Annotated in this window: 12 protein-coding genes; 3 read left to right on the top strand and 9 right to left on the bottom strand. The window is 44.9% G+C overall.

Going from position 1 to position 16597, the window contains the following annotated elements; genetic code table 11:
- Positions 1-7: 7 nt before the first annotated feature.
- Together nuoF and fdhF are read left to right on the top strand one after the other, a co-directional pair.
- Positions 8-1855, top strand: coding sequence for an NADH-quinone oxidoreductase subunit NuoF (gene nuoF, locus N4A56_RS06815; RefSeq protein ID WP_295546012.1), 1848 nt, complete (start codon positions 8-10; stop codon positions 1853-1855).
- A gap of 10 nt (positions 1856-1865) precedes the next feature.
- Positions 1866-4562: a formate dehydrogenase subunit alpha gene (gene fdhF / locus N4A56_RS06810; protein WP_295546010.1), complete on the top strand. Its 2697-nt coding sequence runs from the start codon at positions 1866-1868 to the stop codon at positions 4560-4562.
- A gap of 154 nt (positions 4563-4716) precedes the next feature.
- On the opposite strand, the gene N4A56_RS06805 is transcribed toward fdhF, so the two are convergent.
- From N4A56_RS06805 to N4A56_RS06780, 6 genes are all read right to left on the bottom strand, one after another.
- Positions 4717-5181 (bottom strand): Lrp/AsnC family transcriptional regulator, encoded by a 465-nt coding sequence (locus N4A56_RS06805; RefSeq protein WP_293668301.1) that lies wholly within the window; start codon positions 5179-5181, stop codon positions 4717-4719.
- Positions 5182-5430: 249 nt separating this feature from the next.
- On the bottom strand, positions 5431-6108 hold the full coding sequence (locus N4A56_RS06800) for an ABC-type transport auxiliary lipoprotein family protein (protein WP_295546009.1): 678 nt from the start codon (positions 6106-6108) through the stop codon (positions 5431-5433).
- An 8-nt stretch (positions 6109-6116) separates the two neighbouring features.
- Positions 6117-7040, bottom strand: a complete 924-nt coding sequence (locus tag N4A56_RS06795; protein WP_295546007.1) for an MlaD family protein — start codon at positions 7038-7040, stop codon at positions 6117-6119.
- Complete coding sequence (locus N4A56_RS06790; protein ID WP_295546005.1) at positions 7041-7817, bottom strand: ATP-binding cassette domain-containing protein; 777 nt, start codon at positions 7815-7817, stop codon at positions 7041-7043.
- A gap of 2 nt (positions 7818-7819) precedes the next feature.
- Positions 7820-8953 (bottom strand): ABC transporter permease, encoded by a 1134-nt coding sequence (locus tag N4A56_RS06785; RefSeq protein WP_295546003.1) that lies wholly within the window; start codon positions 8951-8953, stop codon positions 7820-7822.
- 176 nt (positions 8954-9129) lie between these two features.
- Positions 9130-10830, bottom strand: coding sequence for a SulP family inorganic anion transporter (locus N4A56_RS06780; RefSeq protein ID WP_295546001.1), 1701 nt, complete (start codon positions 10828-10830; stop codon positions 9130-9132).
- A 723-nt stretch (positions 10831-11553) separates the two neighbouring features.
- Here N4A56_RS06780 and N4A56_RS06775 point away from each other — a divergent pair.
- The gene (locus N4A56_RS06775; protein WP_295545999.1) at positions 11554-12729 is read left to right on the top strand and encodes an aromatic amino acid transport family protein; all 1176 of its coding nucleotides are present in this window, start codon (positions 11554-11556) and stop codon (positions 12727-12729) included.
- 71 nt (positions 12730-12800) lie between these two features.
- On the opposite strand, the gene proX is transcribed toward N4A56_RS06775, so the two are convergent.
- From proX to proV, 3 genes are read right to left on the bottom strand one after another with little or no spacing between them, the layout of a single operon-like run.
- Entirely contained in the window at positions 12801-13817 is a 1017-nt protein-coding gene (gene proX / locus N4A56_RS06770; protein ID WP_293668288.1) for a glycine betaine/L-proline ABC transporter substrate-binding protein ProX, read from the bottom strand.
- 47 nt (positions 13818-13864) lie between these two features.
- On the bottom strand, positions 13865-14698 hold the full coding sequence (locus N4A56_RS06765) for a proline/glycine betaine ABC transporter permease (protein WP_293668287.1): 834 nt from the start codon (positions 14696-14698) through the stop codon (positions 13865-13867).
- Positions 14699-14709: 11 nt separating this feature from the next.
- Positions 14710-15948 (bottom strand): glycine betaine/L-proline ABC transporter ATP-binding protein ProV, encoded by a 1239-nt coding sequence (proV, locus tag N4A56_RS06760; RefSeq protein WP_295545996.1) that lies wholly within the window; start codon positions 15946-15948, stop codon positions 14710-14712.
- Positions 15949-16597 lie beyond the last annotated feature (649 nt).

Raw genomic sequence — 16597 nt, 5'->3', positions numbered from 1 at the left:
AGCGGTTATGTCACATATCACACCGCAAAAGCTTAATGAAATGCAGCAGGAATATGCTGCACGCATTGCTGAACCGAATATTAGGCATTTGTTTATCTGCGGCGGTACAGGGTGTCATGCAACGGGCAGTTTGAAAGTAAAAGATGTGTTGCATGAAGAAATTGAAAAACATGGCTTGAACGATTCTGTCCGCGTTGTGGAAACAGGTTGTAATGGCTTCTGTGCTTTAGGGCCTTTGATGGTCGTACATCCTGATAACGTTTTTTATCAGAAGATGAAGATTGAAGATGTGGCTGAAATTGTCAGCGAACATCTGGTTAATAATACGCCGATAGAACGGCTTATGTACAAAGACCCTCAGTCAAAAAAACGTGTTCCGCTATTTTCGGATATTCCTTTTTTTGCGCTGCAAAAGCCGTGGACATTGCGCAACAAGGGTATCATTAACCCGGAATCAATCGAAGATTACATTGGGCGCGAAGGATATCAGGGGCTGTCAAAAGTCTTACTGGAAATGGAACCTTCTCAGATTATCGAGGAGATGAAAAAATCCGGTATTCGCGGACGTGGTGGTGCCGGGTTCCCTACAGGGATGAAGTGGTCTTTTGCTGCACAGAATGACAGCGATGTTAAGTACGTTTTATGTAACGCAGATGAGGGTGACCCCGGTGCGTTCATGGACAGGAGTATTTTAGAAGCAGACCCCCATGCTGTGCTGGAAGGCATGACCATCGCCGCCCGTGCGATCAATGCAACGGAAGGATATATTTACTGCCGCTCTGAATATCCGCTTGCGATTAAACGTGTTCAAATTGCTATCGATCAGGCTCGTGAACTGGGCTTGCTCGGTGATAACATTATGGGCACGGGATTTTCTTTTGATATTTCTATTTACCAAGGGGCTGGCGCGTTTGTTTGTGGTGAAGAAACCGCTCTTATGCGATCTATCGAAGGTAAACGCGGTATGCCTATTCCGCGTCCTCCGTTTCCGGCAGCACAGGGACTTTGGAAGAAACCGACTATCCTTAATAATGTCGAGACACTGGCGAACGTAGCGCAGATTATGGTGCACGGGGGCGAGTGGTATGCTTCTGTTGGAACGGAAAACAGCAAAGGTACAAAAGTCTTCGCACTTTCTGGTGATGTGAATAATATCGGTCTGGTTGAAGTGCCGATGGGAACCTCGCTGCGTTCGATAGTCTACGATATCGGCGGCGGGATTCCGAAGAAGCGGAAGCTTAAAGCTGTTCAGCTTGGCGGTCCTTCCGGCGGGTGTATTCCAGAAGACCATATGGATGTTGTTGTTGATTATGAAGAAATAGCCAAAGTTGGAGCCATTATGGGTTCCGGTGGCGTTATCGTAATGGATGATAAAACATGCATGGTGGATATGGCTCGCTTCTTCCTCGAATTTATTCAGGAAGAATCCTGCGGTAAATGTACCCCGTGTCGTGAGGGCACACGCAGACAACTGGAAATCCTAGAACGTATTTGTGAAGGACAGGGTAAGCCTGAGGATATTGCTCTCATCGAAGAATTGTCAGAAATGATTACAAGTTCAGCACTGTGCGGGTTGGGGCAGACCGCCTCTAATCCTGTGCTTTCTGTGCTTCGTCATTTCCGTGAAGAATTTGAAGCGCATATTTTTGAAAAGAAATGTCCAGCAAAACGGTGTCCTGCTCTGGTTGAATTTAAAGTTATCGATGAGCGATGCAAAAAATGCGGCAAGTGTGCGTCCGTTTGTCCAGTCGGGGCAGTGGAGTGGAAGAAAAAAGAAGTTGCAAAAATCAATACGGAATTGTGCGTGCAGTGTATGAGCTGCTACTCCGCGTGTCCGTTTGATGCAATAGATTAGGTGGTGACCCATGAGTACCTTAGAACTGACCATTAATGGCAGCGCATATGCATTCACCCAAGGGGAAACCATTCTGGATGTGGCGCGCAGAAATGATATTTATATTCCGACACTGTGCCATTTAAAGAACACGACGCCTACTGGTGCATGTCGCATGTGTGTTGTTGAAGTCAAGGGCGCACGCTCGTTAATTGCATCATGCACTGCACCTGCTGGCGCAGGTATGGAAGTGCAGACTGAATCTGCATCTGTCGTGAAATCTCGTAAGATGAATCTGGAATTGTTGCTTTCCTCTGGCTCGCATGACTGTCTGCTATGTCCGGCGTCTGGTGACTGTCGGTTGCAAGATCTAGCTTTCCGGTACAATGCTACGGGCAAGAGATTTGAGAGGACTAAACCGAAATATACACCCGATTTCTCCAATCCATTCCTCATTCGTGACTTCTCAAAATGTATTCTGTGCGGACGTTGTGTTCAAGCGTGTAAAGAAGTGCAGGTAAACAACGCCATTGATTATGGATACCGTGGCAGTGATGCGAAAATTATTGCTAAGTGTGATCTGCCGTTGGGTGATTCGGATTGTGTGTTCTGTGGGGAGTGCTTACAGGTTTGTCCGGTGGGTGCGTTAAGCTTGAAAAAAGCACGACAGAAATCACGGGCATGCGAGACAGAAACGGTACGTACAACGTGTGCATACTGTGGCGTCGGCTGTCAGATGAATTTGCATGTGAAAGATAATATTGTGCAAATGGTGAACGGGGTGGATGCAGCTCCGAACTATGGCAGCCTGTGTGTTAAAGGTCGTTTTGGAATGCAGTTTATCAATTCTGATGAACGACTGACAACACCGCTCATCCGCAAAAATGGCGAATTGGTTCCGGCAGAATGGGAAGAGGCGCTTGACCTTATTGCGGAAAAGCTAGGTGGGTATAAAGCCGAAAACGGCGCTGATTCAATTGGTGTGCTGGCATCGGCACGCTGTACAAACGAAGAGAATTATCTTTTTCAGAAGTTCGCACGAGCAGTTATCGGAACAAATAATGTCGACCACTGCGCTAGGTACTGACACTCTCCAACAGTAGCCGGTCTGGCTGCTGCATTCGGAAGTGGTGCTGCAACAAATCCAATTGATGATTTGAAAAATGCAGAGACTGTTCTGATTACAGGATCAAACATAACAGAAAATCATCCTGTGATGGGGGCAGCATTGAAGCGTGCTATTACGCAACACGGAACTAAGCTGATAGTTTCAGATCCGCGCAATATAGATATTGTGCGTTTTGCTGATGTCTGGTTACGGGCACAGCCGGGGACAGATGTTATCTGGATTAACGCACTGGCACATATAATTTTGCGGGATGGTCTGCACGATCAGGAGTATATAGATGAACGCACAGAAGAATTCACAGCCTATTCGGAATCCCTTACGCAATTCACACCGGAGTACGCAGAGAAGATGTGCGGTATTCCGGCTGCTGAGCTTGAAAAAGCAGCGCACCTCTACGCAAAAGGACGTAGTGCAATCCTCTACTGCATGGGAATTACCCAGCACATAAGTGGAACGGATAACGTAAAAGCTCTTGCAAACCTTTCTATGCTGTGCGGGAACATAGGGGTAGAGGGTGGTGGATTGAATCCGTTGCGCGGGCAAAATAATGTTCAAGGTGCGTGCGATATGGGTGCACTTCCCACAACGTATCCTGCATATGGAAAGGTTGTTGATGATGCGGTACGTGCTCGTTTTGAAACCGCATGGAATGTAAATCTGCCTCAATCTAACGGTATGACATCACGCCAAATGTTTGATGCTGTAGAGCGTGGGGCAATGAAAGCTATGTATCTCATCGGAGAAAATCCGGTTGTATCTCATGCAAATTCTGCCCATGCTGTGCATTGCTTAGAAAAAATACCGTTTCTTGTTGTGCAGGATATCTTTTTGACAGAAACTGCACAGCTTGCAGATGTGGTGTTACCAGCAGCATGTTTTGCAGAAAAAAATGGTACTTTCAGTAATACAGAGCGACGAGTTCAGCGTGTGCGCAAGGCGGTAAATCCGCCACAAGGTGCTCGTGATGATGCACAAATAGTATGCAGCCTTGCGGAAAAAATGGGAGTAGCTATTGCCCCTGAAGGTGGCAAAAATATAGCTGCTGTCTTTGATGAAATGACATCAGTAACACCTTCATACGGTGGATTAAGCTACGAACGAATTAATGAGACGGGTATTCAGTGGCCGTGTCCAAGTGCAGAAAGTGATGGAACACCTATTTTACACGTGGGTAAATTTGTCCGTGGAAAGGGTAAGTTTCATGCGGTAAACTTTGTTGAACCTGCTGAAGTTGTTGATGAGAAGTATCCACTGATTCTTACAACAGGTCGTGTGTTGTACCAGTATCATACGGGAACGATGACACGAAAAGCAGTCGAACTTACTTCTAAAGCACCAGCTGCCTATATAGAAATGAGCAAGCATGATGCTGCAAAATATGGCGTTGCAGATGGTGACACAGTAAAAGTGTCATCACGCCGCGGAGTTATACAACTGGCGGTAAGGCTTTCTGAAAAAGCAGTGGATGGTACAGTGTTTATCCCGTTCCATTTTGCAGAAGCAGCTGCTAACGTGCTCACAAACAGTGCAGAGTGTCCTGAGTCCGGTATTGCCGAGGTGAAGGTGTGCGCTGTTGCTATTGAACCAGTCGGTAACTAGACGCCCTCTAGTAGCCACAACAACCACATATAACAGAAGCGGGTTCACAGTATACTGTGAACCCGCTTCCAGTTTGTTTTTCTGAATACAGGAGGGAGTTTTTGTTACAATATAACAGAGCGTTGTTGTTCCCGTATTCGGGGACGCTCGATTTTTACTCAGGAAGAGTATTTGGATCAAGAATGTATGGAGTCATAAGCTTTGCGCCTTTGTATACAACAAAGCTTTCCACAGATCTGATGCCTTCAATTTTGGACATTTCTTCTGAATAAAACTCGAGAAGTCCGTAACCGTCGCGAAGCAACAAGGTTAGAATAATATCGAATCTGCCTGTAACAACTGCACCGGAAACGACGCCGCGTAGTTGGCTAAGTTCCTGACATTTTGCAAAAAGGTCACGTTCATCAAGCAACACGCCAGTAAATACCATCGTATGTCCCGGCAGTTTTTCTACATCAAGGCGTGCAACAATATCCATCACGCCTTCTTTTTGCATTTTGTTAATTCTGGAGCGTACAGTGTTTTCTGCAACGGCTAGTTCCTGCGCAATTTCTCTGAAAGATTTACGCCCTTCGAGAAGTTGCCCTGCAATCTGAAAACTCAGCTTATCAATTTTCATAAATTCCCTCCGGTTACAGGCTTGCCTTTTGGGGATACAAAAAAATGTATGAACGGCAAAGCAATAGTAATTTTATCGATACTAATTTTCACAACAAAATTCAATAACACCGGATAAAAATAGCGCATTTCTTCATTCGTAAGGTCTTGTTCTGGCTAGAAATGCAGAAACGCCGTAGTGATACGGCGTTTCAAGGTGTTTCAGAAACTAGATAGAGTGGTTTTAAGTGGTCTCAACTGGTTACAATATCTAGTTATCTGTGGTTGCTTCTGCTTGCTCTTTACGCATCTTCATTATCTGATGATTTTGTATGTGTGATACTACCCATGCATTCATCTGAGCCAGAATTTTTGCAACTGAGGCATTAAAGGTGTGCACAATAGGTTCAAGCCCAGTATCAGGGGCGGAACGTTGTGCTGAAAATACCGTTGTGGCAACAGGGGTGCTTGTTTCTATGTCAATCAACCAGCAATTTAATGTGATACAAATGCGGGGTGGTAAATCTTTACCCGTGTACCGAGCATAGAAATCTTCAATGTTCCAAACAAGGTTGTAGTTTGAAGGGATAGCCGCCTGTGATGTGGTAACAGCGCGTACTTGCTGCGTTGAATTCAGTGACCGGATGGCTGCGTTTTGTAGCATTTCCGGTAACGAAGTCGCCCATTCCCCTTTTGAGTAGTACAGCACTTTTTGATCTTGCTGGATGAGGGCAATGCCAGTTGAATTCAAAAATGCATTTGCTTGCGGGCGTTCAATGGACACTGTTGGGGTACAATGTACAGTGGCTGTTTCTGGCGTGTCCGTTGCCACAGCTAACATGTACCGTGATGAAGGAGGCGGAGGGTTTAACCCAACATCAAAAGCGCATCCTGAACAAGTCATGAGCAGCAACGGCATAATAATTAAGCTAACGATAATTTTACGCATAAACGCTCCTATGGCGTTTGAAATTCCGGTACTGTTTTTCCCAGTAAGAATTGTTTCGGGTTATTATTAAGTTTTTGGGCAATGCTTTCTAATGTTTTGACAAGAGCTTTGCTCTCGTTAACGAGCGATGTAATGTCGTTGAGTCCGGTTTTGCTAAATCGTGTAAGTCCCGGCTCCATATTCTTCACGATCTTGTCGATTCGTTTTACAAGCTCACCAACTTTTTCCGTTGCCGGTCCCAACTGCTTGGCGACATATACGTCCACAGCTTTGGAGGTCTTTTCAGTCTGCGTCATTGCCTGTCTTGTTTGATCTGCTGCATTTTTAATATTTGTGAGAGCTTGTTCAATATTCGCTTCACTTTTTACAAGCATGTCGGAAAAGGAAACAACGTTGCTAAGGAATTTCTTGATGTGCTCCCGATTTTCCGGATCAACAATCTTGCGCAGGTCAGCAAGAAGTTTTTTGCCTGTATTCAGCATTTCCGGCAGGGCATTAATAAGCTCGTTGATTGGTGAAGGTACTGTTTTGATAACGGGAATATTGCCTTTAAATAACGGTTTGAGCATGGGACTTGTGGCTGTGCCGCCTGATATGAAAACAGCAGACTGTCCTGTTATGCCGATGGGAACAAGTTTGGCTTTAGAATCATCTCGTATCGGTGTGTTGCGCCGCACAAGAATGCGGACGCGGATTTCTTCCGGCTTATCCTGACTGAGGAGTATGTTTGTTACCTTACCGACTCGCACTCCGTTGAGAAGTACGGGGTTTGAGATGGAAAGCCCGTTTACGCTGTTGAAAAAGACGATGTCGTACGGCAGATCATCAGTGTCCGAGCTTGTATTGGCTCCCCAGAGGATGAAGCCGAACCCGAAGCATACAGCCGCTATGATGAAGGCTCCTACAATAATATAGTGTGCTTTTGTTTCCATCTATTTCTCCCCGCAAGGCTTCATTTTTGCGCTTCTTCCACGTGGGCCGTTGAAGTATTCCTGAATCCACGGATATGGATTTTGTACAAGCTCATCAATTGTACCGATGGCATAAATACGTTTTTCCGCCAGTACAGCCACCCGATCACAAATGGTATAGAGTGTGTCCAGATCATGAGTGACTAAAAAAACTGTGAACCCGAGCGCGTGTTGGAGTGTTTTCAGTAGCTCGTCGAACCCGCTCGCAGTTATGGGGTCCAGACCTGCTGTCGGTTCGTCAAGAAAGAGTATTTCAGGGTCCATTGCCAGTGCTCTGGCAAGGCTCGCTCTTTTGCGCATACCGCCCGAAAGCTCTGATGGCATAAGCTCTGCTGAATCAAGCGGCAGTCCTGCTAAAAATATTTTGAGAAGTGCAATTTCATTACGTGTGGTGGTGCTTAGCTTTGTATATTCTTTAAGCGCAACATCAATGTTTTCCATGACCGTCAATGAAGAATACAAAGCTCCATCTTGAAAAAGCACTCCCCAGCGTTGCTCAATCTTATGTTTTTCTTTGGTGCTGAGTGTGTGGTATTCCTTGCCAAAAATTTCTATTTTCCCAAACGTGTGTCGGTTTAATCCGAGAATTGTTCGCAGCAATACAGTCTTTCCAGAGCCTGACCCACCGATGATGCCTATTATTTCCCCACGCCGTACATCAAGGTTAACATCTTCATGGATAACCTTTTTTCCATATTGTGTTTTTACATTGCGCAGTGAAAGAATCGTATCAGTCATGGTTACAGTCCTATTGCTGCGAAGAAAATTGCGAATCCGGCATCAATAACGATTACGGCAAAAATGGATTCAATAACTGATGTTGTTGTGAGTCGTCCTACTGATTCGGCACTACCGGAAACCTGTAGTCCCTGAAAACAGCCAACTGTAGCGATAACAATGGCAAAGAATGGGGCTTTAACTATTCCCACATAGAAGTTCCAGATATTCAGTGTTTCATGAAGGCGGATGATGAATCCGTGCAGTCCGATGTCCAGTGATTGCCAGACCATCAGTGCTCCACCCAGTAAGCCCATGATGTCTGCAATAAGTCCGAGAATAGGGAGCATAATTAGTAGAGCGAGCACGCGGGGAATTACCAGTGTGTCGACAGGATCAAGACCGGTTGTCCGCATGGCATAGATTTCTTCGTTAGCAATCATAGCCCCTATTTGCGCTGTAAATGCAGAGCCGGAACGTCCGGCAATAACAATTGCAGTGAGCAAAATACCCAATTCACGAAGCACGGAAACCTGTACGAGCTGAATAACGAAAACTTGCGCGCCAAATTTTTGCAGCTGCTGTGCTCCCATGTAGGCGAGCACCATACCTATAAGAAAAGAGAGCAGGGCAATAATAGGGATGCCGCGTAATCCGACGTGTTCAAGATGATAAAAGAGAGCAGTTGTTCTGAATCGATGCGGTTTATAGCAGGAGCGTAAAAGCGCCAGCATAATTTCACCGAGAAATCCTATGATATTCAAGGTGGTTTTTAGTTCCGTTACTACTGTTTCGCCTATGTCACAAAGTAAGGTTATATAAAAAGGGTCGCGCTTCTGTTTTTTTTCTGTTTCCGGTCTGCCTGTGACTGCTTTTAACAGTATTTGATCTTTTTCGTTTGCGTGGAGAATTGTGCAGAGTTTATTTTTCGACGCAGCCTTGCGTTTATACTGTTCGATAACCCACGCACCATTTGTGTCAAACGATGATAATTTGCTAATATCAAGTACAATAGAGTGCGATGCACTCTTAATAGAATCCATAAAAGAGCGCTCTACGGTATCCAAACGTAGTGTAGTCCATGCTCCAGAAAGTGAAATGGTCGTCGCTTCTGTATCAGTTTGGACTGTAAAAGAAGGTGCTGTATTGGTCGTCATATGCTCTGCTTGGGTAAAAAATAAAAACAGTGTGAGTACAGTAGCATACTCAGAGAGTATTTCTGAACCGTATACTGTTTAAAATACTTAATACCCTTAAAAGACAGGAGCTAACGAAAGGAAAGCGTTGAATACAAAAAAACGCCCTGTAGTAGATTCTACAGGGCGTTTTGGATTTAAGCTGCTGCTGGTGCAGTTGTAGCAGAGACAGTAGATGGGGAGGTGAGGTTTTGCGCTTTTGTCCACGCAGTACCGAAGGAGTGCAGTATGTCCTCTTCTGCTATGTGGGTAAGCAGACCGAAACGGATCATTTGCTGCCGGATTGACGGATCAACACCGGAAAAGAGTATATGCACATTAAGCTGTTTCATTTGCAGCAGGACAAGTTCCAGTGCGTGCAGTGCAGTTGCATCAATCGTATGGACATGACGCATTCTGAATATAATGACACGAGGCGGCTTTCTCATGAGTGAAAAAGTCTGTGAGAACCGGTCAGCGCATCCAAAGAAGAAAGGCCCGTTGATCTCATAAACTTCAACTTCACCATTCCATGAAGGCTCATGTGTGTTTGAAGCAGGTTTTGTCTGTTCCCAGTTTTGAAAACGGGTTGCGTCGCTGATTCGCCCGATAAGCAAGAGAGCAGCAAGGACAACTCCGAATTGAACGCCAACCGTCAGGTCAACAAGAACGGTAAGCAGGAAGGTTGAGACCATGACAGCCGCATCAGATTTTGGCGCACGAAGAATGTGCATAAACTTAGGGAGTTCACTCATGTCCCAAGCTACATAGGTGAGCACCCCTGCAAGGCTGGCGAGAGGAATGGCAGATGCTACTGGGGCGAAGAATTTGATGAACAAAGCGAGAACAATTGCGTGGATCATGCCGGATACCGGAGAAAAAGCACCAGCGCGAATGTTGGTAGCTGTACGAGCGATAGCGCCCGTAGCAGGGATACCCCCGAAACATGATGAGGCAATGTTTGCAATGCCCTGTGCAAGAAGCTCGGTTGAAGAATGATGGCGTTCACTTGTCATACCGTCCGCAACGACTGCGCTTAGCAGAGACTCGATTGCAGCCAGCAGCGCAATTGTGATGGCGTCAGGAATCATAGTTACTGCAAGGCTCGTAAGGTCGGCAGGAAGCGCAAAAGATGGTAGCTCTGCTGGAATACCTCCGAATCGTGTGCCGATTGTAGCAACATCAAGCCCGCAAAATGTTGCAATGGCAGAAGCGGTTATGATTCCCGCAATATGCGATGGAAAGCGGGGAAATAGTTTACGTGTGAGAAAAATGGTCGCAAGCGTGGTTGCAGCAACAATACACGCATCAATATGTGCGGTCGGCGTTGCCTGAGCTAGTGTGGTAATTTTAGGAATAAACGATGCGGGAATTGCAGCAAGGTCAAGTCCTAAAAGATCTTTAATTTGTGTTGTGAAAATGAGTAGGGCTATGCCTGTAGTAAATCCGGTAGTCACTGGGTATGGAATAAATTTGAGCAGCTTACCAAGACCACATACGCCCATGATGAGCAAGATGACACCAGCCATGCTGGTAGCTACAGCGAGTCCTGCATAACCGTGTCGGGCAATGATGCCTGCAACAATAACCACGAATGCCCCAGTAGGACCTCCGATTTGAAAACGTGAGCCACCAATTGCAGAAATGATAAAACCAGCAATAATGGCGGTAAATAACCCTCTTTCAGGCGTGCAGCCACTTGCAATGGCGAATGCCATAGCCAGTGGCAGCGCTACAATGCCGACTGTCGAGCCGGAAACTACATCTTTGGCAAATTGTGAAAGATTATAACCGGAAGTGAGAGTTTTGAGTAGGGCAGGGCGAAATGTTTTCCTGCTGAATAAAGCGTGTGAACGCACAGTGCATCCTCCATGAGATAGTATAAAACACATAAGGTGGACACAGGCGCGGTCCGTATGAAATTTCGGATCGGTCTGGAGGTCTTTGTCAGATATTGACAATGGAATCGTTTGAAGAACAAAAGGTTCTTTTTCCGATATTATTCTGTAAATATAGGATAAAATGTGGCTGGTTTTATGTGAGCAGTCACTTTTTGTACAGAAAGCGAAAGCTTAATAGTGGGTTTTTCGCAATGGCGCAAGAAGGAAATTTTTGCAAAATTGGTAAAATCGAATAGTACATGATTGTAAAATCTGTGAACAATATTGTCGATACAGTGAACAATATTGTAAAAAGACTGCTAAAGCCTTGTTTCGCATCAAATTGAATAATGGTTTGGAAGTATTGAATTTTGTCAGAAACGTAAAAAATATGCATTACAGTGCTTGACCATGCATTAGAACAACGTGTACTTGGTGCTGACTATAAAGATTAATCGCGCAACTGTATAAGCTGGCATCGCTACTACATCGTTGCACACAAATTAGCAGGTTTTGCATTGATAAGTGCAAGTGCTCCTGCAATAGCAAGCGATGCCGCCACGCTTTCTTCCCTTGCAATTTTCACTCGTGAAGTGATTTTTTTGTCTGGTTCAAAAACGGTTGAACTTAGATATTTGGGCACTTTTGTTTTTTATCAGGTGTAGGCGCGAGCACAATTTACCTATTGGGGGTATTACAATTATGAAGTCGCAATCTCTGGACGCAGTATGTGTTGTTGCCGGTACTACCATTGGTGCCGGAATGCTCGGCTTGCCGATGGCAATCGGTTTTTTGGGCTTTAAGGTCAGCATGGTACTGCTTCTAGTTATGTGGGCTTTGGCCTTCTACACATCTCTTCTGCTGCTCGAAGTTAATCTGCAAGTTGGAACTGGCTTGAACGTGAATATGATGGTTAAAAAAGTTCTTGGACGCTGGGGACAGATTATTGCTGTTGTCTGCCTTGGCTTCCTTCTTTACGCTGTTCTTGTTGCGTATGTGACTGCAATGGGTGGCATTATTGCCTCAGCCTTGGGCGTCAATGGTGATGCTTTCAGCACGGGGGCATGCTCGGTTGGATTTACCGTTGTCATGGCAGTAATCATGTTCTGCGGAACTAACGCAATTATCCGCTTTAATAGTCTGTTTTTCCTGAGCATGCTTGGCGCAATGGCAATTGCATTTGCTACGTTGAGCACAACAGTTGATGTGAACGTGCTGGTTAACGTTGCTCCAGACTATAGTTATCTGATTGGTGCTGTTCCTGTTTTATTTGCTTCTTTTTCTTTCCATTTCTGTATTCCAAGTATCACGAGTGTGGTAGGAACAGATACCAGACAGCTCGTTCGTATTATGTTCTGGGGCACATTACTTCCGCTTCTTTGCTACATGGTCTGGTTGTTCCTTTCTCTTGGTAGCGTGCCTATGGATCAGATTGTTAACATGAGCGGCAGCGTAGATGCGTTAATTAAGTCCATGTGTAATGGTTCTGTTGTGATCCAGACTATTTTGTCTATTTTCGCAGCGTTTGCACTTATCACTTCCTTTTTCGGGGTGGCGTTATCTCTCTTTGACTTAATGGCAGAAACATTGCGCCGTACAAATTCTGCAAAAGATCGCATTGGTACTACACTCATCGTGTTTGTCCCAGTGCTTGTTGCAGCATTGCTGGCTCCGGGTGGCTTTATTGCAGCTCTTGCTCATGCAGGTGCAGCTCTTGCCGTTATTTGCATTTTGCTTCCATGTGCTATGAGCTACAAACTTCGTTCTGAAGCAAAGGCAGCAGCAAAAAAACTTGCCTACATGACTCCTGGTGGCAACATGGGGATTGCAACTGCTGCGGTGTGCGGCGTTGTAATTCTTGTTGCAAACTATGTATAAGATATCATCTGAAAAAAAACCGCCTTCAGCTGAAGGCGGTTTTTTTTGTGTATTATTTTGAGAAGAAAGGATTAGTTTGCTGCATGACGCGCTTGGTCAAGCCAGCTATCCCACGCTTTTTGATTATTCTTAATCCATTCATCAGCGTGGCGGTTAATATCTTTTCGAGATTTTTCCCCTTCCATCATCTTGGTGTACTGTGCACTCAGGTCAGCTAAGTCGATTGTAAACAGTTCAAAGAACTTTTTAGCTGCTGGGTTTTTGGCAAGAAACTCGTTGTTGCCGACAATACGAATGTCCGCAACGCTGAATCCCATATCGATAGGGTTTGTCACAGCGCCTTGGACATCTTCAAGATGCATGAGCTTAACGTCGTCTTTAGATTCAGTCTGGGAGATATTAAACGGCACATTGAGCCATACAACGTCTTGTCCCGGAATAAGCTTGTACGTTGTCCAGCATGGAGTCCATGTGTAGTAGAAGATTGGCTCGCCGCTTTTATAAGCAGCGATGTTTGCAGCCATTGCAGCTTCATAGGAGGCACTTATCTGCTTAACATGCTTGCTGAGACCATATTCTTTGATGTGCTGATTGATGGTTTTAACTGCTTTCCACCCATGTGGAGCACCAGTCAGGTCTGCTTTGCCGTCACCATCTTTGTCAAAAGCCTTCTGCACTTCAGGGCGTTTAAAATCCTCGAGAGAAGTAATATTCAGGCTTTCTGCATGTTTTTTATCAACGGCGTACCCTTGGAGAGCTTGTTTTCTTAATACATAGCCGATAGCTGACGCATGCTTGCTTTTTTTGAGATAGTCACCTTGATTTGGCAGCCAAGTATTTGGCCAGTAGTCGATGTCACCCATGTTAACTGTTTTAAAAAACAGTGCCACAGGCAATTCTTTAGTTCTTTGGACTTTGTATCCCAGCTCTTGCAAGCCTTTTTCAATAATTAATGCGTGGAAATATCCTGTACTCCACGGACCGCGCGCCGGTTTTACCGTAACGCCTTTCCCCGGTAATTCGTTATATGCAAAAGCAGGAATTGCCAGAGACACAATCAATAATGCGAGTACTATTTTTTTAATCATAATGAATTTTTCCTAAGAAATAAGAGTTTCGTGCAGGGCTTGTGTCGTTACACTCGTTTTTGAGCAGCGGCTTGTGTGATGCGGTCAAGCATTACAGCCATAAGGACAATACCTATGCCACCAATGGCGGCGAGTCCTATATCGAGAGAGTTAAGCCCGACGACGACAGGTGAACCAAGACCGCCAGCACCGATAAGCGCAGCTACCACAACCATGGATAACGCCATCATAATGGTTTGGTTGAGTCCTGCTAGAATGGTAGGCAGTGCCAGAGGTATTTGCACCTTGAGTAACACCTGAAAGTTTGTTGCACCAAAGGCTTCAGCTGCTTCAACTAGCTCACGCGGTACCTGTCTGATACCCAAAGAGGTGAGGCGAATAATTGGCGGAAGAGCAAATATGATAGTTGCAAGCACACCCGCGGCGTTACCGATAGAAAATAGCATTACAATCGGGACTAAATATACAAACGATGGTGTGGTCTGCATGGCGTCCAGCATCGGGCGTATCACCTGATCGAAACGGTTATTTCTTCCTGCACAGATACCGAGGGGAACTCCGGCAAGAACGCAGAATATAACCGATGACAGAACCATTGCTAATGTGGTCATGGTGTTTTCCCACAACCCAAGCAGTCCTATAAAGACTAGAGAGCAACCTGAAAAAAACGATATTCTTTTGCCTGCAAGACGCCATGAAAGTAGTACGACAGCAGCGATTATTATAAGTGGATGCAGCGCATTTAGACCATGGTCAATCGCAGTAAGCGTTTGTTCAACAGGCCATTTGAGCTTGAGAAAAAGCTCCCTGTGATTGTTTACCAGCCATTCAATGGAGTCAGAAATCCACACATCCAAAGGTATTACTTGTTCGTCAAACATATGAATTCTCCCTACATGCTGTGTGCTACTGTATTTTCGAATGAGTCGCCGTTGCGGTGAAGTGTATCAAGAAAACGAGTTTTCGAGACAACACCTTTGAAACGGTTATCTGAATCTACAACAGGCACAGGGCAAGAACCTTGTGCTACGATTGGGAGAATTTCCTGCATCGTATCATCTTCGTTGACTGTGTGAATATGTGGTAAAAACGCATCACGAAGAGTATTATCAGGATTTTTTTCTTTAAGCTTGTTCTGAATTGAGTCAGCTGAAACAACCCCCTGCAACTTGTGCTGCGGGTCAAGCACGAACGCATAGTCACGTTCACTGGAGCTGAGAATTTCATGCGATGTACGCAGGTTTCCGCTCTTGCTGATTATGATTGTAGGATGACTACCGGAGGCTATATCTTTGGCGCTAAGCACATTGGCAGGGTTAACACCCTTGAAAAAGGCTCGCACATAATCGTTAGCTGGGTTTTGCAGTACATCTTCAGGTGTGCCTACTTGTATAAGTTTGCCACCTTCCATGATGCCGATTCGGTCCCCAATTCTGAGCGCTTCATTCAGATCATGGGATATGAAGATAATGGTACGGCGGTATTTTTCTTGGAGCATCAACAGCTCATCCTGCATTTCTGTGCGGATAAGTGGATCTAGAGCAGAAAATGCTTCATCCATGAGCATTATTTCCGGGTCAACAGCTAAACCTCTTGCGAGACCTACACGTTGTTGCATTCCACCACTAAGTTGCTTTGGATAAGCATTTTCCCAGCCTGACAAGCCAACTTGTTCTAATGCTTGGAGGCTGCGTTTTTTCCGTTCTTCTTTTGGCACTTTTGCCAGTTCCAATCCGAAGGCTGTGTTTTCCAGAACGGTAAGATGGGGCATGAGAGCGAAGGATTGGAATACCATGCTCATGTTGTGGAGCCGGAATTGAACCAGTTCGTCGTGCGTCATTTTCATGATGTCTTTTCCATGCATTGAGACGCTGCCGGCGTTTGGTTCAATCAGCCGGTTTAACATGCGCACAAGGGTTGATTTGCCGGACCCTGAAAGTCCCATGATGACAAATATTTCCCCTTCATAGACTGTAAACGATGCATCGTGCACGCCTACGGTGAGACCGGTTTTCTGGAGAATGTCCTCTTTAGACATTTTTTCTTCCAGTAACGGTAAGGCTCGTTTGGGATTAGAGCCGAAGATTTTAGTAAGATTGTTAACTTCAAGCATCACCTTCTGGGATGACATACAAATTCCTTTTTCCTGTAAACCCTAGAAAGTGCCTTGTTCATAATCGGTTCATTACACATCGGGGACAGAAGAGCATCGTTGCATTCAGTAATTAAAAGGCACTACGCAAGAGTGAACACATGGAATGCGTCCACTCAGTATGCTGCTTCATAACAGTTGCTTTTGAAAGCCAAGCGACATAGATGACGTATTGTAACTGCATCAAATAATGTGCAAAAAACAAAGCTCGCTCTAAAAAATATAGTATTTTAAAGCTGTTAAGTTTCTTTGTATTCTTTCAAAAGCTTATAAACAGAGCAGTATAGTCTAATACTATTAGATAGGACACCTCTTTCTTGTAAAAAAAAATAATGCTTGCTGAAATCATCAACCACTATGGGATAAAATAAAGAAAAAGAGATTGTTTTGCATGGCATTGTGCAGAAAACTTGCAAGAGCAGAATGGGGTCAGTTTTTTACATAAAAAAAGGGTCTACCTAAAAAGGTAGACCCTAATTTTTTCAAAATGTCCCGTCCTTGAATAAGTTCACAAGAAAAGGACTTATTATGAGAAAGCAAACAAGAACAAAGACTAAGCGAACACAACGGGACTACACATTAGGCTTTAAACTGGCTGTTGTTGCTCAAGTGGAGAGTGGTGACATGA

It is taken from the genome of Halodesulfovibrio sp., from assembly GCF_025210605.1.
Taxonomy (GTDB): Bacteria; Desulfobacterota; Desulfovibrionia; order Desulfovibrionales; family Desulfovibrionaceae; genus Halodesulfovibrio.
Note: the sequence above shows the minus strand (reverse complement) of the source record. Positions and strands in the feature narration are given on the sequence as shown.

Coding starts and splice junctions, on each gene's coding strand:
- N4A56_RS06805 (WP_293668301.1), bottom strand. CDS start 5,181: ATGAAAATTGATAAGCTGAGTTTTCAGATTGCAGGGCAACTTCTCGAA.
- N4A56_RS06775 (WP_295545999.1), top strand. CDS start 11,554: ATGAAGTCGCAATCTCTGGACGCAGTATGTGTTGTTGCCGGTACTACC.
- N4A56_RS06785 (WP_295546003.1), bottom strand. CDS start 8,953: ATGACGACCAATACAGCACCTTCTTTTACAGTCCAAACTGATACAGAA.
- proX (WP_293668288.1), bottom strand. CDS start 13,817: ATGATTAAAAAAATAGTACTCGCATTATTGATTGTGTCTCTGGCAATT.
- nuoF (WP_295546012.1), top strand. CDS start 8: ATGTCACATATCACACCGCAAAAGCTTAATGAAATGCAGCAGGAATAT.
- N4A56_RS06795 (WP_295546007.1), bottom strand. CDS start 7,040: ATGGAAACAAAAGCACACTATATTATTGTAGGAGCCTTCATCATAGCG.
- N4A56_RS06790 (WP_295546005.1), bottom strand. CDS start 7,817: ATGACTGATACGATTCTTTCACTGCGCAATGTAAAAACACAATATGGA.
- N4A56_RS06800 (WP_295546009.1), bottom strand. CDS start 6,108: ATGCGTAAAATTATCGTTAGCTTAATTATTATGCCGTTGCTGCTCATG.
- proV (WP_295545996.1), bottom strand. CDS start 15,948: ATGTCATCCCAGAAGGTGATGCTTGAAGTTAACAATCTTACTAAAATC.
- N4A56_RS06765 (WP_293668287.1), bottom strand. CDS start 14,698: ATGTTTGACGAACAAGTAATACCTTTGGATGTGTGGATTTCTGACTCC.